The 18,447-nt window shown below is 54.0% G+C and carries 21 protein-coding genes and 1 riboswitch; of the genes, 15 read left to right on the top strand and 6 right to left on the bottom strand.

Annotated features, from left to right (window positions below):
- Positions 1-8: 8 nt before the first annotated feature.
- Both AC1Z3F_RS08215 and AC1Z3F_RS08210 read right to left on the bottom strand, forming a co-directional pair.
- The gene (locus AC1Z3F_RS08215; RefSeq protein WP_131088674.1) at positions 9-1,157 is read right to left on the bottom strand and encodes an acetyl-CoA C-acetyltransferase; all 1,149 of its coding nucleotides are present in this window, start codon (positions 1,155-1,157) and stop codon (positions 9-11) included.
- A gap of 83 nt (positions 1,158-1,240) precedes the next feature.
- A complete protein-coding gene (locus AC1Z3F_RS08210) occupies positions 1,241-2,089 on the bottom strand; it encodes an alpha/beta fold hydrolase (RefSeq protein ID WP_131088673.1) in 849 nt (282 codons plus the stop codon).
- A gap of 187 nt (positions 2,090-2,276) precedes the next feature.
- Here AC1Z3F_RS08210 and AC1Z3F_RS08205 point away from each other — a divergent pair, with 187 nt between their 5' ends.
- A complete protein-coding gene (locus AC1Z3F_RS08205; RefSeq protein WP_131088672.1) occupies positions 2,277-2,783 on the top strand; it encodes a 2'-5' RNA ligase in 507 nt (168 codons plus the stop codon).
- 37 nt (positions 2,784-2,820) lie between these two features.
- Here the strand turns inward: AC1Z3F_RS08205 and AC1Z3F_RS08200 are convergent, their stop codons facing one another.
- Both AC1Z3F_RS08200 and AC1Z3F_RS08195 read right to left on the bottom strand, forming a co-directional pair.
- Positions 2,821-3,942, bottom strand: a complete 1,122-nt coding sequence (locus tag AC1Z3F_RS08200) for a DNA alkylation repair protein (protein WP_483565505.1) — start codon at positions 3,940-3,942, stop codon at positions 2,821-2,823.
- Positions 3,943-4,076: 134 nt separating this feature from the next.
- The gene (locus tag AC1Z3F_RS08195) at positions 4,077-4,373 is read right to left on the bottom strand and encodes a Fe-S cluster assembly protein HesB (protein WP_131088670.1); all 297 of its coding nucleotides are present in this window, start codon (positions 4,371-4,373) and stop codon (positions 4,077-4,079) included.
- Between the two features lie 189 nt (positions 4,374-4,562).
- Here AC1Z3F_RS08195 and AC1Z3F_RS08190 point away from each other — a divergent pair, with 189 nt between their 5' ends.
- From AC1Z3F_RS08190 to AC1Z3F_RS08160, 7 genes are all read left to right on the top strand, one after another.
- Positions 4,563-5,153, top strand: coding sequence for a GNAT family N-acetyltransferase (locus tag AC1Z3F_RS08190; RefSeq protein ID WP_444613823.1), 591 nt, complete (start codon positions 4,563-4,565; stop codon positions 5,151-5,153).
- Positions 5,154-5,241: 88 nt separating this feature from the next.
- Entirely contained in the window at positions 5,242-6,009 is a 768-nt protein-coding gene (locus AC1Z3F_RS08185; RefSeq protein WP_131088668.1) for an isocitrate lyase/PEP mutase family protein, read from the top strand.
- 54 nt (positions 6,010-6,063) lie between these two features.
- Complete coding sequence (locus AC1Z3F_RS08180) at positions 6,064-6,744, top strand: VOC family protein (protein WP_131088667.1); 681 nt, start codon at positions 6,064-6,066, stop codon at positions 6,742-6,744.
- A 93-nt stretch (positions 6,745-6,837) separates the two neighbouring features.
- Positions 6,838-7,632, top strand: a complete 795-nt coding sequence (locus AC1Z3F_RS08175) for an alpha/beta fold hydrolase (protein ID WP_483565504.1) — start codon at positions 6,838-6,840, stop codon at positions 7,630-7,632.
- A gap of 126 nt (positions 7,633-7,758) precedes the next feature.
- Positions 7,759-8,220, top strand: coding sequence for a GNAT family N-acetyltransferase (locus AC1Z3F_RS08170; protein ID WP_131088665.1), 462 nt, complete (start codon positions 7,759-7,761; stop codon positions 8,218-8,220).
- Between the two features lie 4 nt (positions 8,221-8,224).
- Positions 8,225-8,656 carry an OsmC family protein gene (locus tag AC1Z3F_RS08165; protein ID WP_131088664.1) on the top strand — a complete coding sequence of 144 codons (432 nt, stop codon included), beginning with the start codon at positions 8,225-8,227 and terminating at the stop codon, positions 8,654-8,656.
- A 294-nt stretch (positions 8,657-8,950) separates the two neighbouring features.
- The gene (locus tag AC1Z3F_RS08160) at positions 8,951-10,210 is read left to right on the top strand and encodes a mechanosensitive ion channel (protein WP_131088663.1); all 1,260 of its coding nucleotides are present in this window, start codon (positions 8,951-8,953) and stop codon (positions 10,208-10,210) included.
- 83 nt (positions 10,211-10,293) lie between these two features.
- Here AC1Z3F_RS08160 and AC1Z3F_RS08155 read toward each other — a convergent pair whose 3' ends face one another.
- Positions 10,294-11,259, bottom strand: a complete 966-nt coding sequence (locus AC1Z3F_RS08155) for a GNAT family N-acetyltransferase (protein WP_165477281.1) — start codon at positions 11,257-11,259, stop codon at positions 10,294-10,296.
- Between the two features lie 80 nt (positions 11,260-11,339).
- Positions 11,340-11,444, top strand: a riboswitch (TPP riboswitch).
- Here AC1Z3F_RS08155 and thiO point away from each other — a divergent pair.
- The 7 genes from thiO to AC1Z3F_RS08120 all read left to right on the top strand — a co-directional run bounded on the left by thiO (position 11,442) and on the right by AC1Z3F_RS08120 (position 17,855).
- Entirely contained in the window at positions 11,442-12,569 is a 1,128-nt protein-coding gene (gene thiO, locus AC1Z3F_RS08150) for a glycine oxidase ThiO (RefSeq protein ID WP_131088661.1), read from the top strand. (Overlaps the previous riboswitch by 3 nt.)
- Positions 12,566-12,811 (top strand): sulfur carrier protein ThiS, encoded by a 246-nt coding sequence (gene thiS, locus AC1Z3F_RS08145; RefSeq protein ID WP_131088660.1) that lies wholly within the window; start codon positions 12,566-12,568, stop codon positions 12,809-12,811. Before thiO ends, thiS begins: the two co-directional genes overlap by 4 nt.
- Before the next feature lie 2 nt (positions 12,812-12,813).
- The gene (locus AC1Z3F_RS08140; RefSeq protein ID WP_131088659.1) at positions 12,814-13,632 is read left to right on the top strand and encodes a thiazole synthase; all 819 of its coding nucleotides are present in this window, start codon (positions 12,814-12,816) and stop codon (positions 13,630-13,632) included.
- On the top strand, positions 13,632-14,789 hold the full coding sequence (locus AC1Z3F_RS08135; RefSeq protein ID WP_131088658.1) for a ThiF family adenylyltransferase: 1,158 nt from the start codon (positions 13,632-13,634) through the stop codon (positions 14,787-14,789). The genes AC1Z3F_RS08140 and AC1Z3F_RS08135 overlap by 1 nt, the downstream gene beginning before the upstream one ends.
- A 44-nt stretch (positions 14,790-14,833) precedes the next feature.
- A complete protein-coding gene (locus AC1Z3F_RS08130; protein ID WP_131088657.1) occupies positions 14,834-15,379 on the top strand; it encodes a GNAT family N-acetyltransferase in 546 nt (181 codons plus the stop codon).
- Between the two features lie 147 nt (positions 15,380-15,526).
- Positions 15,527-17,434 (top strand): translational GTPase TypA, encoded by a 1,908-nt coding sequence (gene typA, locus AC1Z3F_RS08125; protein WP_131088656.1) that lies wholly within the window; start codon positions 15,527-15,529, stop codon positions 17,432-17,434.
- Entirely contained in the window at positions 17,415-17,855 is a 441-nt protein-coding gene (locus tag AC1Z3F_RS08120) for a hypothetical protein (RefSeq protein ID WP_262197339.1), read from the top strand. Before typA ends, AC1Z3F_RS08120 begins: the two co-directional genes overlap by 20 nt.
- 71 nt (positions 17,856-17,926) lie before the next feature.
- Here the strand turns inward: AC1Z3F_RS08120 and AC1Z3F_RS08115 are convergent, their stop codons facing one another.
- A complete protein-coding gene (locus AC1Z3F_RS08115; protein ID WP_131088654.1) occupies positions 17,927-18,436 on the bottom strand; it encodes a helix-turn-helix domain-containing protein in 510 nt (169 codons plus the stop codon).
- Between the last annotated feature and the right edge of the window lie 11 nt (positions 18,437-18,447).

The following is an 18,447-nucleotide window of genomic DNA, read 5'->3' as shown; positions in this document are numbered from 1 at the left end:
GGATAGTTTTAGAGTCGTTCAATGATGGTGACGTTGGCTTGTCCGCCACCTTCGCACATGGTTTGCAAGCCCCAACGCGTGTCACTACGTTCTAGCTCGTGTAGTAGCGAAGTCATTAAACGTGCGCCGGTGGCGCCGATGGGATGGCCCAGCGCAATGGCGCCGCCGTTAACATTGACCTTAGACATGTCGGCACCGGTTTCCTTCTGCCATGCCAGTACCACTGAAGCGAAGGCCTCATTGATTTCGATACGGTCCATGTCCGCCATGGCCATACCGGTGCGTTCCAACGCGTACTTGGTGGCACGAATCGGTGCGGAAAGCATCATTATTGGATCATCTGCACGCGCAGAGACGTGGTGGATGCGGGCCCGTGGTTTTAGACCGTAACGTTTTACTGCTGCTTCGGAAGCGATCAATAGCATGGCCGCACCGTCAGACATCTGGGATGCAGTGGCTGCGGTATGCCGTCCGTCGTGGACGATTGGCGCGAGACTTGCCATCTTGCCGCGGTCCACGGCCCTGGGACCTTCATCTGTCTGCAACTGATCCATGGCCAGGATTTCTCGGTCAAAATATCCTCGCGCTTGAGCAGCCAGGGCCCGTTCATGGGAGGTGACCGCGAAGTCCTCTAATTGTTCACGCGAAAATCCCCAGTGTTGAGCCATCATTTCGGCTCCGCGGAATTGCGAGATTTCTTGGTCTCCGTAGCGGGCTGCCCACAGCTTGGAGCCGGTGTAGGGATCCGGGAATCCAAAGTCGGTGGCTGCCGTGTTGGAATAGGACAACGGAATGCTAGACATTGACTGAACTCCGCCAGCGATGATCAGATCACTGCTGCCACTAGCGACCGCTTGGGCTGCATAGGACACCGCTTGCTGTCCTGAACCGCACTGTCGTTCAACGGTGGTTCCGGGGACTAACTCGGAGAGTCCAGCCGCTAGCCACGCATTACGGGCGATGTCCATTGCTTGAGGACCTACCTGGTCGATACAGCCAAGAATGATCTCGTCGTATTGGTCAGAATCAATGTTGTTTCTTTGCACCAGCTCAGCGAGCGGAAAAGCAGCAAGATCTAGGGGATGGACTTGGGAAAGCGCCTTTCCGCGCCGCCCCACTGGAGTTCGAAGTGCATCGATGATGTAAGCCTCGGCCATGAGGGTCCTCCAGTTTGTTCACGTCAAAGTCTGTGTTTGACCAACAATGCCCAAGTCCGTAGCCGTTGTCTAGGGTAATGAGCTCAAGACTTTTCCAGCCCTAACATCGCGTCAGAAATCTCTTGAACGCTGTGATCGGGGATAGCAGTAGAGGCCTGGTCTAAGACGAGCAATGTGGCCCCGGGGATCTCGCGGGCCAGGGCTTGGCCGTTTCCGAGCGGGAAGAACGGATCCTTGGCACCGTGGATCACTAAGGTAGGTATCTGAAGCGACCCCAAGCGTTCTCGCCAACGCGGAGTGCAATCAATTTTTGAGAAAACGATGCCCAGCTGATTGGCCATGTGTACTGGCACAGTGTTGGGAGAGGTCCGGTCCCAAATACGCGAGGCAGTGTGCCGTGCTTGAACTGGATCATCACCCAAGATGCCGGCGCCAATGGCCGAACTGTCCGCTACGGCTTCGCGATCCGTCCAATCGGGCATGGACGAAGAGAATAACTGGCCCATGATCTGCTGATCATGTTCCGGTAAATCTTCATCAACAGGGCCCGGTGCGACAGGTCGTGTTCCGTATAGCGTGAGAGCAGAGAAAGCATTTGGAGCATCCAGCGCCGCTACTTGAGCGACCATGCCGCCCACGCCAATGCCAGCTAGATGTGCAGGACGTGGATCTAAACTTTGTGCCAGAGCAACAGCATCCGCAGCGAGATCGCGCAGCGTGTATTTCGGGTTCATAGGATCTTCGGTATCGGATTCTCCACAGTCACGTAAGTCGTAACGCACTACATTTCGGCCAGCATGGGCGATTTTTTCACACAGCGCATCGGGCCACGAAAGCATGGTGGTTCCACCAATGAGCAGCATGAGCGGATCAGTATCATCGCCGAAACTTTCGATACCTAATTTCACGCCATTAACTTCACGCGTTGCCATGTTGTTTCACCCATCAACCGTCAGCGAACTTACACGCAGCCCGGTTGAGAGTAGCGCTGCGCATGTAAGGCTTTGACGCTCATCCTGTCCCACACGCTGCAAAGCGTCAACCAGAGGATCGGCCGAATCGAGAACACTAAGCGTGAGAAACTACAACGAAGAGCAAGCTGAACGGGGAGTGATAAAGATGAGTAGGTCACCAGAAAACATCTTGTTGCACTTATCCGAGTCGGAGGAACAACAGGTTCGTGAAATCTTTGCAGCGTTAGCCCTGCAGGGATTTCCCCTACAGAATCAGACTCCACATATCAGCATTACTTTCGCGCCAAAACTAGCCGACGAAGTGATCCATTGCGCCACGGACCTGCTGCCGGCAGTGATCCCGGCACAACTCAAACGAGTGGGAACGGTGGTTTTCGGAACCAAACGCAAACAAACCGTTGCCTGGTTATTGGAAACTTCCCCTCAGTTAGAACACGCGGGCCGAACCATCAGTGAAGTGAACACTGTTGGACACGGGCCACGATGGATCCCGCATCTGACCATGGGGCTACGACTTCCACGCGAGATAGTCCCTGAATACCTCCGAGCGCTCGATGAGTTGGGAGCCGAGTGTTGCCGAGAATTCACTGCCATTCGGGCTGGGTACTGGAAGCCAGGTTTGCAAGAGCTAACGGTACTTGCCCAGGGGTGAACCTAGGTTGGCTTTGGTTCAGAAGCTCTTCCCGTAACTAGGAAGATTTATCGGTGAGTTCGGGCATGAGCTCAAACTCTGCAGTATCGGTAGGCACACCATTAACTTGCAGGGACACTGAATGCGTTCCGGGGTAGTAGCGACGAGTCGTAATGGCCTTGAAGGAATGCGAACGGGCAATATCAAGGGTTTCGTCTGGGGACAGGGTGCGAGTCGCTAGCTTAAAGACCTTGGCTGTGGTTGATCCATTGGCCTTTTGGTGGTGCAGCACGTAGTCGATGGCAAGCTGTGTAGGCTCGGCACCGGTATTGCGGACAGTCGCGGTGAAGTTCACGGTTCCGCCCCAAGGAACCTGGGATTCGTGGATCAATGGCCCGTTGATCTCAACCGTCGGAGTGCCAAAACCAAGCAGCGCCAACGCCGCAGGATTACCTTTTTTGATCAGCGTGCGCAGTGCATGCTTGACGAGTTTTGGTGTTGTGGCCTCTGGCGCTTGCATCCAGCGCTGGGCTGTTGAGGTGACTAGTTCGGGATCGTGGCGACTGATGTCGTTCAGGTGGTTAGCCACCGAGCGCCTAACGTACTCACTTTCATCACGGTAAAGCGCATCAAGAATTGGAATAGTGCAGGCCGGGTCATTCACGATCTGTGGAACCCTGACCGCCCAAGGCAAATAAGGACGCGTGCCTTCGCTTGCTAGCCTGCGAACATGCTCATCGGATGAGTCGGTCCACTGTTGGACAAGATTCAGCGCTGCGGGGAGATCATGCTTGAGCAAAACCCTAATCGCAAATTCCGAGGACAATCGTGGGGTGAGCAAACCCAGCAGCGCCATGGCATCGGTAAATGACGCTGTCGTATTTTCACTGGCGGCACGGGTTGCCACGGCGGAGGTCACCGGCCAGATCATCCACCCGCTAAAGGTCTGCGAAGTTTCAGCAGCCTTCTTCACCACATTCGCCAGCTGCGTATATGACTCAGGGTAGTCGGCAAGCAGGGCATCGCGCAGAGCATCCGAGCGTTCACGCAGACTCAGCGGATCCAGAATCTTTGTTGCGCTACGAAGATTTTCTAGAGAACACTGCGGGTCGACTGCGTGGATTTCGTGTACGAGGCGTTCGGCTACGTCTACACCGATAAGTTGATCAGCAAAAGGCATATAGCCATTCTTGACCGGATCGGCCCAACCTGCGAACCCGTTTGGTCCAACACCGGCTTAGGGCTTAAACACAGTGAGAGCCACCAAAGTAGGTGGCTCTCACTGGAAGTCTGTGGGGTAGTGCTCTAGAACTATTAGTTCTGTACTAGGATCTGGAAGCTGACGCCGCCCTGCTCGTCCACTGCTGCGTCCAGTACCTTGTCGTCCAGGTCATCGGCGATGAGCTCGTCCAGGTAGACAGGGCTACCTTCACCCGAAACAACAGTGTCGGTTTCTTCTGGTTCAGGAACAATCTGAATGGCAAACGCTGCTTCTTCAGGTGCGTTCGTAGCGTCAGCCTGGTGGATGCGCAGGCCTGCTTTTTCGGCCTCAGACTGGTTGGTGACGATTGCGGTCACGATGGATGATGCTTGATCGGTCAGTGCGAGCACGATGGCTCTCCTTCCGGTTGCGTACATACCAAGGTCAAGGCATGTTCGTGCCACGATTCCAAAAACTGCAGTGAATCTCAAACTCGCTTAATAGGCACGAAATATCCTCCCCACGCAGCAGTAAAATCAGATAGGGTCCGCCCATGAACGCCTAGACTGGCAGGAAAATCAGATTCAAGGGGAGTGGACGTGGAACAAGTACCGGGCCTTGACGTGGCACATTCGGTCGAGGGTTCGTCAGCTCAACCCACACGACGGATCTTTGCAACCTCGAAGTCTCTGGCGCTCGCCGAGTTCTTGGAAACTGACATTGATGCACTGCATTCCTTTGCCTCGGATCCGATGGTGTGCAGATATAGCCTGTGGGGTCCCAACAAGCTTGAGGAGTCTCAAGCCTTCCTGAGCGACGCACTGGTGACCAAGCCCGGCAGGTTAATGATGGCGGTCATGTTTGGTGGCGCGGTCATTGGGACAGCGTCGGTATGGACCACCAATGAAGAACAACGAATCGGCGAGCTTGGCTACACCCTGCATCAGGATTATTGGGGACAGGGCTTGGGGACCGAAGTAGCAGTCGCACTGGTAGACCTAGGATTCCGGCTCTTGCAGCTTCGCCAGATTGAAGCGACCTGCGATTCACGAAACTTCGGTTCCAGTAAGGTGCTCATCAAGGCCGGTCTGAGATTTGTAGGACGAAGGGCTGAAGATCCAGGCAGCACCGGTGGCAGGAATGAAACTCTGCTGTACATGGTTGAGTCTGAGACAAGAGCTCACAACTGATCAAGCAGCTGAGAGTTTTCCATAGTCCCTTGGTACATGCTTGCGGCTACGTAGACTGAGCACGAACCACTTTCTTCAGGAGGTCACCTTGTCAGTATTCAAAGAACGCGCCCAGAACCTAGCCCGCTTACACGAGTCGGGAGAGCTACTGGTCATGCCCACCGTATGGGATACATTCAGTGCCTCGCTGGCCCAAGAAGCTGGGTTTGAAAGCCTGACTATCGGCAGTCACCCGGTGGCAGACTCCATCGGCAGTGCCGATGGGGAGCAGATGGATTTTGCTGACTACCTTGCCGTAGTTCAGCGGATTACCGGTGCCGTGGAAATCCCGGTCAGTGCCGATGTTGAGTCGGGTTATGGACTAAAGCCTGAGGAATTGTTTGAACGCGTTTATGCTGCCGGTGCAGTGGGCGTGAACATTGAAGATGTTGTTCACGGCGAAGGTAAGCGCGTGCGAGACCGCCAAGAGCACGCCGACTACATTCACGGTGTTCGCTCAGCGGCAGATGCGGCTGGCGTTGATTTTGTGATCAACGGTCGAACCGATGCGGTGAAGCTGTCCGAGCAATTTTCTGATCCGCTAGGTGAAGCTATCGCCCGCATCAAGTTGCTTGAAGAGGCCGGGGCTCGCAGCGTATATCCCGTGGCTCTGTCCAGTGCGGATCAAGTGAAACAAGTTGTTGAAGCCGTATCCATTCCAGTGAACGTGACGGCTCACCCGGTGACCGCTCACGCTGCTGGTGATCTTGCCGCCTTGCGTGAACTGGGTGTTCGTCGCGTGAGCTTCGGCCCGCTGTGGCAGAAGTGGCTGGCTGAAGTTTCCTCGCAGCAGCTGAGCGCTTGGCGCCAGGGCTAAGAATTCAAAGTCAAGAAAAATCGGACTACGAGAAACTGATTATCGAGGGGCGAGATGTACTGGGAAAATCTGGTCTTTGACGCATCAAATCCGCATGAACAGGGCATCTTCTGGGAAGAGCTGTTCAGTGCGGAAACGTTGAGTGATAATTCCGGCGGCTACGAAACGAGACTTCAGTTTTCGGATAATAGCTTCCTGGATCTTTGCTTCCCGACAGTCAGTGACTCGGGTGTTTCAGCGCAGCGACTATTTCCTGTGGTGATCGAATCGAATGCCGATGATTATGCAACATCGGCTCATTACCTCGCGCCGCGCAGGAAGCTACAGGACCGTGCTGGGCGAGATTACCTTGTAGTTGAGCCCGGCGACGGTTCGGGTCGATTTAAGTTATTAGCAGTGGAAGTCTGGAGTGCCGATCCAGTTCGCGATATCAAATTTTGGTCAGCACTGACCGGTTGGAAACAGAGCGCAGAATCGCCCACGGTACTCCAGCACCCAAATAAGGTCGGGCCACTGTTAGGCATAGTGCCACAACAGCAGGACAAGGCCGATTCCAAGAGTTCAATTCATTTAGATCTACGCTTAGAACCAGACGATGATGTAGAACAGATCGTTGAACGAGTCGAGCAGCTTGGCGGAAGCGAATTCCACCATGAATGGGGAGAGATTCCCTGGCGTGTATTTTTGGACCCATCGGGAAACGAATTCTGTATCCTGCCTGCGCCGACCAATTGACCTTGGACCCTGCCTTCTTTCGTAGACTTAGTTGCGTTGCCGAACACACAGTTCAGGAACGCAATCGCTGAAAGTGAAGTCAATACCGCAGTTATGGACACAACGACCAAAGCGCCGATGCCGTTATTTATGATCCATGGCAATGGAGTTGATCATCGGATACTGAAGCCGTTTGAACAGACTCTCCTCTCCGGCGAGATTTTTGAACTCCACAACATTGATCTTCCAGGATTTGGTGAATGTCCTGCGCTGGACGGGGTAGCAGGCCTGCCAGAGCTAGCTGACTGGTTAGAAAGCACCATTGAATCCGTGACGGCAGGTGCTCCTTTTGCGTTGCTGGGTAATTCGATGGGAGGACTGTTGTGCCAAGAAATGGCGGATCGATTTGCGGACAACGTGCAAGGCATCTTCCTGTTGGCGACGGCAGTATTTCCCCAAGCAGAATCTCGGACGTTACCTGAGCAAGCAGTCGTGGTGCACAATCCGGCGCTGCTCGATTCACTCCCTGAAACGGATGCGCAGCTGTTCTCCGACATCGCGGTAGTTCAAACAGAACAAAGCTGGCACGACTTTTCCCAGTGGGTGCTTCCTGGTCTGAAGGCCGCAAACCTTAGGGCAATGGCCAAGCTATCCAGGCGCTATGTTCTTGATCCGTTGCCACTGGATCGGGACTTTCAACTCACAGTGCCAGTGCGGATAGTTTGTGGGCGCCAAGACCATGTCACCGGATATGAAGATCAGAGCCTATTGCTGAACCGTTACCCGAATGCACGCGTAAGCATCATTGATGCCGCTGGACACAACATACACATTGACCAACCCGAAGCTGTGCAAAGCGCCCTGCGCTCGTGGGTCGACGAAGTCCATGATTACCAGAGAACTAAGTGATTCGCTCAAGAAGTCGTAAGATATTCAAATCATGGCCCGCTGAACCGACGAATCGTCTCGGCGAAAAATCTGTATTCAAAGTTAAACCATGAATCAGAGCCTTTGCGCGGAGATAGGAAGTAATACATGGACGAGCAGATTGTCCTACGCGAGTGGACGAGCATCGATGAAGTTCCAGACCTGCTAGACGTTTGGAAAAGTTCCGTCGAACGACGTAAAGATTTCATTTCTGCTGCGGATCTTGATGCAGTAGCTAAAGCTTTGGAATCCGTCTATTCACAATCTTTAGAAGTGATCATTGCTCAACAAGGTGAACGGATCTTAGGGTTCGCGGCTTGGAATGCTTTGGAAGTTGAGCTGCTGTGGGTGCGCCATTCGGACCGCCAACAAGGAATCGGCAAGCTCCTTTTGAACCACATTACAAACAAGAGCCCAAACGTTGAGGTGCATCTGGACGCCCAGCGTGTGCTGGCCATTGAATTTTTCAGCAACTCCGGATTCAGCTTCATTGCTGGGGGCGACGGGGCGGCTTCACCGAGGACCGTATTACGTCACGAATGCTCACCGGCAGATAACGTGGCACGATAGTTTCATGAGTGAAAATAGCCGCGCACTGCGCGAAGTAAACGTCCAGCGCACCGAGTCAGGCAAGTATGTTGCAACCAGTGCCGCCTCCGGTGCGAGCATTGAATTTGGTCAGGGTGAGGGTCTGCTCTCGCCGGTTGAATTGTTGCTGGCAGCCATTGCTGGTTGCTCTTCAATCGACGTGGACGTGGCAACAACTCGACGTAGTGAGCCAGAAAAATTTGATGTTCAGGCAAGTGGATACAAGATCACTGAAGACGGCGCAAGCCGTATGGATGACATTCACCTTGGCTTTGATCTGAAGTTCCCGGATACCGAAGAGGGGCGCAAAGCCGCCAGTATGGTGGAGCGAATCGTCAAGCTATCTCACGACAAATATTGCACTGTCTCTCGCACCGTCGAGCTCGGTGCCTCCGTGGTCAGCGAAGTGGTTGAGTAAGTCCCTTGGAGTCGATTTGGGACTTGCGGGATAACTCTTGATCTAAGAAACCGCAAGTCACTCAGGTGAATTCACTGATTTGAAGATTTGATAAGTTTCAAAAAATTTTGTGATTCAGTTGTGTCTCAGGTCACTATGTGTGAATTTCGCTGCAGACGCCCATTTTTGCTTCGAATACCGCACTAAGACCTGAATATATCCAATGAGCGTTGGCTGGGAGTTACAGTCTTTGCCCTAGTCAGCGTAGTTCCTTCATCGTAGGGTCGACTTGTCCCTACGTTGAAGGAGCGGAAAATGCAGTCTGGGAACGTCTTAGGCAACATAGACTGGGCGTCAATGCTACAGAAAGTAGCCATTGCGCTCGTCATTCTCATCATTACTTGGCTTGTAGCGCGAATAGTTCGTTGGGCTGCCGGCAAATTAGTGAGCAGAGTGAAGTTCTTGCAGAAGCAAGGAAATGACGGAACTCAAATAGGGCAATCCCTCGGCAAAGTTGCCGGGCTGATTGTCTGGCTCTTTGGCCTCGTCGCTATCCTCCAGGTCTTCTCGCTTTCAGAAGTTCTTTCACCGGTGCAGGGCCTGCTCGGTGGAGTCATGGCATTTATCCCGAATCTGATCGGTGCCGGCTTCATCTTCTTCATTGGCTATGTCATCGCAAATATCGTTCGACAGCTGCTGAATACCGGACTGGGAACGGTGGACTTTAGTGGTCTCGTTCGCAAGCTGACTCCAGCCAACGAACCCGTAGACGAAGTTCAGTCACGCGAAGCTCAGGCGAAGATCGTTGGAATCATCTCCAACATTGTGTTTGCACTGATCCTGCTTGTTGTTGCTATCTCGGCACTGCAGGTCTTGGGTATCGCGGCAATTTCGGATCCTGCCCAACAGATGTTGCAGCTGGTCTTCACCGCCATCCCGCAGGTCCTCATGGCCCTTGCGCTACTGGCAGTCGGCGTGCTGATCGCTAAGTTTGTGGGTCAGCTACTGGAAACCACCCTTCAGGGCGTGGGCACTGACCGTGTTGTTGCTGAATGGGGCGTAGTCCCAGACGGCAAGAGCGCATCGGGAATCATCGCTGGAATTGTCAAGATCGCCATTATTCTGTTCTTCGGCGTGATGGCAGCCCAGATGCTGAACTTCCCAGCAATAACCAACATCCTCAACGAGATTCTGAGCCTCGGTGGCAAGATCCTCTTCGGCGCAGCAATCATCGCAGCAGGTTTTGTCATTGCCAACGTGATCGGCAAGTTCTTGGGTGAAACCACGGCTTCGAAGATCATCCGCTACACCGCAATCGCATTGTTCGTAGCAATGGGTCTGAAGTACATGGGCATTGCTGACTCAATCATCAACATGGCCTTCGGCGCAATTGTCATCGGCGCAGCTCTTGCAGCAGCGCTGGCCTTCGGCCTCGGTGGACGTGACGCAGCGGCTCGTACGCTGAACAAGATTGATACCGACAAGGTCGTCTCCAACGAGCCAGGTTCGGCGCCGCCGGCACCGCCGGCTCCACCAGCACCACCGACGACTCCACCTACGACGCCTGGCATCTAACCAGCTAGATCAAAACATCAGGGACAAAATAAAAAGTCGTGGAATCCGCTATGGATTTCACGACTTTTTACGTGCCGTTGAACTTACTCAGTTAGGTTCAACGGCAATGGAACTACAGACGGGACTGGATCATCCCGAAGTCGTGCGTATGTAAAAACATCAATACGCTCACCGTCAATTAGGAATTTGCCCCGCTCAATACCCTCACGCAGAAAACCGTTCTTTTCAGCGACATGGCGGGAACCTGGGTTATTTGCGCGTAACCCTAACTCCACGCGGTAAATGTCCTGCTCTTCAAAGAGATAATTCGCCAGGGTGGCCACAGCCCGAGTAGTCAGTGACTGCCCTCTAAATGCCTGATGCATCCAATACCAAATCCAAGCATTCTTGTTACTTGAATCTAAGGTGGCGCAAACTAAGCCAATCAATCGCCCGTTCTTCGTGATGGCCAACGGACATTGACGTCGCCAATCAGCTAGTAGGGCGCCAACATGTTTACGGGCGTTAGCGGGAGTGCTGGCCTCACCTTGACGATGCATTAGTGCATCAGAGGTAAAGGCTTCAAAAACCGCGTCGGCATCTGACGCCCTGAGCTTTCGAACGCTAATTTCATCACCGGTAGTTTCTACTTGCGCATTGGTGGTATCGCGTTCTTTGTCGGTTGCCGTTGCGCTCAGTGTTCCTTGGTGAAAGAGCATTTGCCAGCGGCCCTGATCGTGGAACCACAGAGAAGTGCGATGACTTGCCCTGTGACCGAAGGTGGACCACCGGAGCAACACAAGGTTTGTTGACAGTTGTGTACCAACAGGGTCATGAACCTGTCCTGCGCTGCCACCAGAATCCTCAGCGACCAACAATCTAAGAATCTGTTCTCGGTTGTAGGTACGTCCGCTGGCTCCAATCTCACCAAAGTTCTTGTGCAATAGAAGACTCAGCTGGTCAGGGTTGTTGCGAATCGTAGGAGACAGTAGCTGCTGCTCAAACTCAACGATGGTTTCCAACAACGTGGAACCAGCAACCAATTCAGCGGGATACTTCGGAAGCGACATGTTTGTAAGTACATCACAGAAGATGACGGAACAAAGTCCGCCGTAGTTCGCTTTTATGAGCTGGGTCATGCTTATAATCGCAACATCTCCGCGGGAGCCTGAATCGACCAGGCTGAGAGGGCACTGAGCCGACCGCTATACCTGATGCGGGTCATGCCGCCGTAGGAAGGAAGCGTGCGCCTATGCATGTCAACATCGTTGGTGCCGGAATCATCGGCCTAGCCACAGCGTTTGAGCTCAGCTCGCGCGGGCACACTGTCTGCATTATTGATCCTTCACCCGGCCAAGGCGCCAGCCATGCTGCCGCAGGAATGTTGGCGCCGGCAGCAGAAACCGTCTGGGGCCAAGGACCACTGCATCAGATGTTGGCCGCCTCCAACAAGAGCTATCCAGATTTTGTGAACAGGATTCAAGCGATCTCGGGCCAGCGTCCCGACTATCTGACAAGCTCAACCTTGGTGGTGGCGGCAGAACCCGCGGACCGTGAAGCCCTACACGAGCTGGTGGAATTACAAACTTCCTTAGGCCTGTCAGCTCAAAAGCTCTTGCCCAGCCAAGCGCGAAACCTAGAGCCTGCGCTGGCCAGAAACATTGCTGGTGCGGTGCTTTGCGAGGATGATCATCAAATTGACCCTCGCTCGGTGGTACGAATTCTTCTGGAGTATTTCCAGTCGGATCTCGTGCTTGAACAGTGTGTTGAAGTGATCAAGGATGACAAGAATCAAACCACGGCCGTGCTGACGTCTTCAGGTACAAGACTGGAAGCAGAGCAAACAATTCTCTGTACTGCCCTAGGAACGGTTAGGGGAGTTCAACCAGCTCCCGTACGCCCGGTTTATGGTGACATCCTGCGGATCCAAGGCCCACCCGGCCCTGCATTAGTGACCCGAATTATTCGAGGCATCGTGCACAGAGAAAATGTCTATCTGGTTCCGCGCAAAGACGGAAGTCTTGTTCTCGGAGCCAGCGTGCGCGAAGACGGGAATCCACAAGTCAACGTTGGCGCCATGTACAACTTGTTGGATAACGCTCGCAGACTTGTTCCCGGCATCTCTGATTGCTCACTGAACGAGGTCATTGCCCGAGCTCGTCCGGCAACTGCCGATGACCGCCCGCTAATCGGTCGAATAGATCCAGGGCTGGTGATCTCCACCGGCTATTCACGTCACGGAGTGCTACTTAGCCCGTTGGGATCAACGCTCACCGCTGACCTGACAGAGCACCTGCCGGCCAGTGCGATGCTCAAGGACGTTGACCCGTACCGTTTCCCTACCTACTCATCCGACACACTTTTGGAGCAAAGTTCATGACTTCAATCAGCATCACGGTTAATAACCAACCCGTTCAGGTGGACGCAGGATTGTCCCTGCGTGAATTCATCGCCAGACACATCGGCAAGGAACTAGACAAAGATTCCAAAGCCATTGACGGTAGCAAACTTGGACTGGCCGCCGCGGTCAACGGGGCAGTGGTGCCGCGTAGCTCGTGGAACGGATTTGCGGTGCAGAGCGGGCACACAATCGAACTCGTCACGGCAGCACAGGGAGGCTGAACATGGACGCGCACGAGCTTACAGAACTTAACGCAACCACGGACCCATTTGTTGTTGCTGGCCGAACTTTTTCCTCACGCCTGATCCTAGGTACCGGAGGTGCTACCTCGCTGTCCACGCTGGAAAGTGCACTTCAAATTTCCGGGACAGAACTCACCACGGTAGCCATCCGCCATTTTTCAGCATCCGGTTCAGGCAACGTTTATGAGTTGCTGCAACGCAATGATGTGATTGCTTTGCCCAATACCGCTGGATGCTTCACCGCACGCGACGCCGTGCTCACCGCACAGCTGGCCCGCGAAGCGTTAGAAACCAACTGGATCAAGCTGGAAGTCATCGCTGATGAGGACACGCTGCTACCTGATCCATTGGAACTCTATTGGGCCACCGAACAGTTAGTGGCTGATGGCTTTGAGGTTTTTGCCTATACCAATGATGATCCCGCCCTGGCCCAACGCTTGCAGGATGCGGGAGTTGCTGCAATCATGCCTGCTGGCGCACCCATTGGCTCAGGTTTGGGGATCCTGAATCCACACAATATTTCCACCATAGTTTCGCGTTCCAACGTTCCAGTCATTCTTGACGCAGGGGTGGGTACCGCCTCGGATGCGGCGCTTGCCATGGAACTTGGCTGCGATGCAGTACTGCTAGCTAGCGCAGTGACCCGGGCGCACAATGCTCCACTGATGGCCGCCGCAATGCGCGACGGAGTTAAAGCCGGTAGGGCGGCATACTTGGCCGGCCGAATCCCCAAGCGCGATACCGCACTGGCCTCCTCACCTGAAGAAGGCATGATGCAAACGCTGGTCGGTGAGTTCTAATGACTCGCCCTGCATTGTGTGAACCGGCAACAGATTTTGAAGCCGGTGCGCTTGCACGCTACTCGCGACACCTCACACTTCCTGGGGTAGGCGAAGAAGGCCAACGGCGAATCCTCAACGCCAAAGTACTGATCATTGGAGCCGGAGGATTAGGCAGTCCCATCGCCAGTTATCTCATCGCGGCCGGCATTGGACATATAGGGGTGCTAGATGACGACAGTGTTGAAATATCTAATCTTCAGCGTCAGATCATTCATCGTGAAACCGATATTGGTAATCCCAAGGTCCACTCGGTGGCCAGAATAGCTCTAGAACACAACAGTGATGTCAAGGTGGAAGCCATTGATCAAAAGCTGAGCAAAGACAACGCTATTGAACTCTTCACCGACTACGACTTAGTTATCGACGGTAGCGATAACTTCGCCACCAGGTACCTTGCCTCAGACGCAGCAGAAATTACCGGTACGCCATTGATCTGGGGAACGCTGTACCAATTTTCTGGTCAGGTTTCGGTTTTTGATCCGCGTACCGGTCCGATGCTGCGGGACCTCTTTCCCGAAATTCCGGATGCTGATTCGGTGCCCAGCTGCGCCGAAGGTGGAGTCTTCGGAGCGTTATGCGGAGTAGTCGGTTCAGTGATGAGCACCGAAGCGCTCAAACTCATTACCGGAGTTGGAGAAACGCTCTCCGGCAAGCTCTGGCTCTACGATGCGCTGTCGGCCAGTGTGCGAACCTTAGGATTTTCACTTGATCCGCAACGTACTAAAGTCACTGAGCTAGGGGACTATCAGCCAGTTGCTTGCACAGTAGAAAAAGCAGTAGAAAAACCAGTAGCCCAGTTAGAGGTCACAGCACTCCAATCAATGCTGCAAGAACAGGAAGTTCTCTTAGTAGACGTTCGCGAGGGGTGGGAGCGGGACATCGTAGCCATTCCGGGAAGTATTCACTTACCGCTGGCGAAGGTGCGCGATGAGGCTGTGCACACAATTCCTGCCGAGGCCCCGACCGTAGTCATGGTGTGCAAGACCGGAGTCCGCTCCCAGCAGGCAGTAGAAATTGCTGCCAAGGTACTTCCAGAATCTTGCCGCCTCTACAGTCTTGCCGGCGGAACCCTAGCCTGGCATTTGCAGGTAGAAGGCGAAAAAATTAGTTACTAGTAGTCAATGCCTAATAGGGAGTTGCTGGCTGGCATAATGGCCACATGATCACCAGTGAACCCTTGGAAATTCGTGAGCTAGCTAGTCAAGATGAGCAGCAGGCCGTTGACGCTCATAATTTGATGCTTGTTGAAGACTTCGAGTTCCTTCCAACGTGGTCCGCTGATGAACACTGGGAAGATTACATTTACCGCATGAAGGCCGGGCGCCGCGGGGAGCATGTCCCGCCGGGTTGGGTTCGTTCTGCACTATTTGTAGCTTTTGACCAAGCTGGTGAACTTGTTGGGCGTGTATCGGTCCGGTATGAGCTCAATGACTCACTGCTTCAATTTGGTGGACACATCGGTTACGGCGTCGTTCCAGAATTTCGTCGTCGCGGTATTGCCGCTGAACTGTGCCGGTTCGCTCTAAACGAAGTGCGTGTTGCCGGAGTGGACCAAGCGCTACTTACCTGCGACAGCACCAATGAAGGCTCCAAAGCCACAATTAAAAAATGTGGGGGAGTGCTGGACGCGGAACTTCCCGAAGTAGCGCACTCAGGTGGACCTAGCACGCTGCGTTTCTGGATTCCGACGGCAACGGAAAGCTGAATTTTTCACGATTTTCGCGGAAATTCTTGTATGTTCTGACACAGAGCACCGGAGTACTTGCTTCGAGAGCGTAAACTGGATTGTTGGGTCGACTTTGGCCCCGACCCCTTAGATCTAAAATCCTCGAGCGGAAGTGAGCCTTCACGCATGTCAGATAACACCATTAGTCGCGACGAACTTCGTAACGTAGCCATCGTTGCACACGTTGACCACGGAAAGACCACCCTGGTTAACGCCATGCTCCAGCAGACTGGCGCATTCGACAGCCATGGTGAAACCGAAGATCGCGTGATGGACTCTGGCGAGTTGGAGCGCGAGAAGGGCATTACCATTCTTGCCAAGAACACCACCGTGTTCTACAACGGCCCAGCCGCTGACGGCAAGGCAATGACCATCAACGTTATCGACACCCCGGGTCACGCTGACTTCGGTGGCGAGGTCGAGCGTGGCTTGTCCATGGTTGACGGCGTGGTTCTGCTCGTTGATGCTTCTGAAGGCCCATTGCCTCAGACTCGCTTCGTGCTGCGTAAGGCACTGAGCGCAAACCTCCCAGTAATCATCGTGGTTAACAAGACCGACCGCCCTGACTCCCGCATCGATGGCGTCATCTCTGACTCCATGGACCTGCTGTTGGGCTTGGCTTCGGACTTGGCTGATGAAGCTCCAGACTTGGATCTGGACGCCATCTTGAACGTTCCTGTTGTCTTCGCTTCGGGCAAGGCCGGTTACGCTTCGATGAACCAGCCAGCCGATGGCACCCTGCCAGACAATGAAGATCTTGAGCCACTGTTCGAGACCATCATCAAGCACGTTCCTGCTCCGACCTTCACCGAGGGTGAAGTTCTTCAGGCACACGTAACCAACCTTGACGCATCGCCATTCCTTGGCCGTCTGGCACTGTTGCGCATGATCAACGGCACCCTCCGTAAGGGCCAGCAGGTTAACTGGGCTCGCCAGGATGGCACCATGAAGCAGGTCAAGATCACTGAACTGCTTGCCACCAAGGGTCTGACCCGTGTTCCAGCTGAAGAAGCTGGTCCAGGCGAGATCGTTGCAGTTGCTGGTATCGAAGACATCATGATTGGTGAAACCCTCACCGACCTTGAGAACCCTAAGCCACTTCCACTGATCACCGTTGATCCACCTGCGATCTCGATGACCATCGGTATCAACACCTCGCCACTTGCTGGCAAGGTCAAGGGCGCTAAGGTTACCGCCCGCCAGGTGAAGGATCGCCTGGACAAGGAACTGATCGGTAACGTTTCGCTGAACATCCTGCCTACAGAGCGTCCAGACGCTTGGGAAGTACAGGGTCGTGGCGAATTGGCACTGGCTATTCTTGTTGAGCAGATGCGTCGTGAAGGCTTCGAGCTGACCGTTGGTAAGCCACAGGTTGTGACCAAGGTTGTTGACGGCAAGGTTCACGAGCCAATGGAACGCATGACCATTGACGTACCAGAAGAGTACTTGGGTGCTATCACTCAGCTGCTGGCATCGCGCAAGGGTCGCATGACCGACATGGCTAACCACGGCACCGGCTGGGTTCGCATGGAATTCATGGTTCCTGCACGTGGCCTGATCGGCTTCCGTACCCGCTTCCTGACCGACACCCGCGGCGCAGGTATCGCATCGTCGTTGGCTGAAGGCTACGAGCCATGGGCTGGTCCAATCGAATACCGCATCAACGGTTCGATCGTTGCTGACCGTGCTGGCGTTGTGACTCCATTCGCAATGATCAACCTGCAGGAACGCATGAACTTCTTCGTCAAGCCTACTGAAGAGGTTTACGAGGGCATGATTGTTGGCGAGAACTCCCGCGCTGATGACATGGACGTAAACATCACCAAGGAAAAGAAGCTCACCAACATGCGTGCAGCTTCCTCGGATAGCTTCGAGAACCTGACCCCACCACGCAACCTGACTCTGGAAGAGTCCCTCGAATTCGCTCGCGAAGACGAGTGCGTAGAGGTTACCCCGGATGCAGTTCGTATCCGCAAGGTTCTGCTGAACGCTAGCGATCGTGCCAAGGCTACCCGTGCACGCGCTCGCTCCTAATCAGCGCAAAAATAACCAAGGCAGCAACCTCTCCGCGCTCTGGCGTGGTGCGGTTGCAGCCTTGGTTGCAGGATTATTCGGTACTGCAATTCACGCGTCCATCTCCTATGTCGGCAACGACATTCCGGTGGTGTGGGGCGTGGGTGTTGCATGGCTGTTGCTAGGCATCTTGGTCTACTGGGCTGCGGTTTCTTCACAGAAGCTGTGGGCCGGGGCCTTGGCCTTCATCGGTTGCTACGTCTGTGTTGGCCTGATTTCCTACGTAGGAAATGATCAGCTCATCCTGAGCATGCAGTACTACAAATATCTGCCGGGCCCGGCCATTGCTTCGGCCTTGTGGATGTACGGAATGATTATTCCTGCAATTATTGGATTGGTGTTGGCGTTGCGAAATATTCGCAAACAGCACCGAGCCAACTAACACAGAAGGTGTTCTTCCCAGTGGGAAGAACACCTTCTGTGTTTAACGAAAAGTTTTTGTTGCTGCACCAATCAGCGATCTGCCGGAGCACTTCCGGTGACATCCAAGTGGTGAGCCAAGAAGAGGGAGGTGGCTACACCGTCTTCTTCTGGATCTCGCATTGCGTAGTCCTCAATGACCGTGCGTAACCGAGACATCATTTCTTTTTGGGATGCTTCGCTTAGCTTCAGACCGACGCGGATCACCTGAATTTCTTCGGGAGCCAGCCCATCAATCTCTTGCAGGAAGGTGTCCACGAGCATCGGAGCTGCATCGGGGATACGTGTGCCCCAGGACTGCTTGGTGCTGCGGTAGGGAACCTCTTTGGCCCCACGATTGCCACGGCGCGCTTCTTCCGGCTCCAGATAACCATTGGTGACTAGGGTGCGCACATGGTGTAACGATGTGGCCGGATTGAGCTCAAGAATGTCCGCAATTTCCTTGTTGGTTCGTGACTCGTGGAGGCACAAACGAAGGATTCGAAGCCTCAGCGGGGAGCTGAGTGCCCGAGCTCGCGATTGGACATGTTTGTCGGATGGCATGGAATCAGCAT

It is taken from the genome of Glutamicibacter sp. MOO4 (genome assembly GCF_056934395.1).
The sequence above is the reverse complement of the archived record's forward strand: the minus strand, read 5'-3'. Positions and strand labels throughout refer to the sequence as shown.

Coding starts and splice junctions, on each gene's coding strand:
- AC1Z3F_RS08215 (WP_131088674.1), bottom strand. CDS start 1,157: ATGGCCGAGGCTTACATCATCGATGCACTTCGAACTCCAGTGGGGCGG.
- AC1Z3F_RS08210 (WP_131088673.1), bottom strand. CDS start 2,089: ATGGCAACGCGTGAAGTTAATGGCGTGAAATTAGGTATCGAAAGTTTC.
- AC1Z3F_RS08205 (WP_131088672.1), top strand. CDS start 2,277: ATGAGTAGGTCACCAGAAAACATCTTGTTGCACTTATCCGAGTCGGAG.
- AC1Z3F_RS08200 (WP_483565505.1), bottom strand. CDS start 3,942: ATGCCTTTTGCTGATCAACTTATCGGTGTAGACGTAGCCGAACGCCTC.
- AC1Z3F_RS08180 (WP_131088667.1), top strand. CDS start 6,064: ATGTACTGGGAAAATCTGGTCTTTGACGCATCAAATCCGCATGAACAG.
- AC1Z3F_RS08175 (WP_483565504.1), top strand. CDS start 6,838: ATGGACACAACGACCAAAGCGCCGATGCCGTTATTTATGATCCATGGC.
- AC1Z3F_RS08170 (WP_131088665.1), top strand. CDS start 7,759: ATGGACGAGCAGATTGTCCTACGCGAGTGGACGAGCATCGATGAAGTT.
- AC1Z3F_RS08165 (WP_131088664.1), top strand. CDS start 8,225: ATGAGTGAAAATAGCCGCGCACTGCGCGAAGTAAACGTCCAGCGCACC.
- AC1Z3F_RS08160 (WP_131088663.1), top strand. CDS start 8,951: ATGCAGTCTGGGAACGTCTTAGGCAACATAGACTGGGCGTCAATGCTA.
- AC1Z3F_RS08155 (WP_165477281.1), bottom strand. CDS start 11,259: ATGTCGCTTCCGAAGTATCCCGCTGAATTGGTTGCTGGTTCCACGTTG.
- thiO (WP_131088661.1), top strand. CDS start 11,442: ATGCATGTCAACATCGTTGGTGCCGGAATCATCGGCCTAGCCACAGCG.
- thiS (WP_131088660.1), top strand. CDS start 12,566: ATGACTTCAATCAGCATCACGGTTAATAACCAACCCGTTCAGGTGGAC.
- AC1Z3F_RS08140 (WP_131088659.1), top strand. CDS start 12,814: ATGGACGCGCACGAGCTTACAGAACTTAACGCAACCACGGACCCATTT.
- AC1Z3F_RS08135 (WP_131088658.1), top strand. CDS start 13,632: ATGACTCGCCCTGCATTGTGTGAACCGGCAACAGATTTTGAAGCCGGT.
- AC1Z3F_RS08130 (WP_131088657.1), top strand. CDS start 14,834: ATGATCACCAGTGAACCCTTGGAAATTCGTGAGCTAGCTAGTCAAGAT.
- typA (WP_131088656.1), top strand. CDS start 15,527: ATGTCAGATAACACCATTAGTCGCGACGAACTTCGTAACGTAGCCATC.
- AC1Z3F_RS08115 (WP_131088654.1), bottom strand. CDS start 18,436: ATGCCATCCGACAAACATGTCCAATCGCGAGCTCGGGCACTCAGCTCC.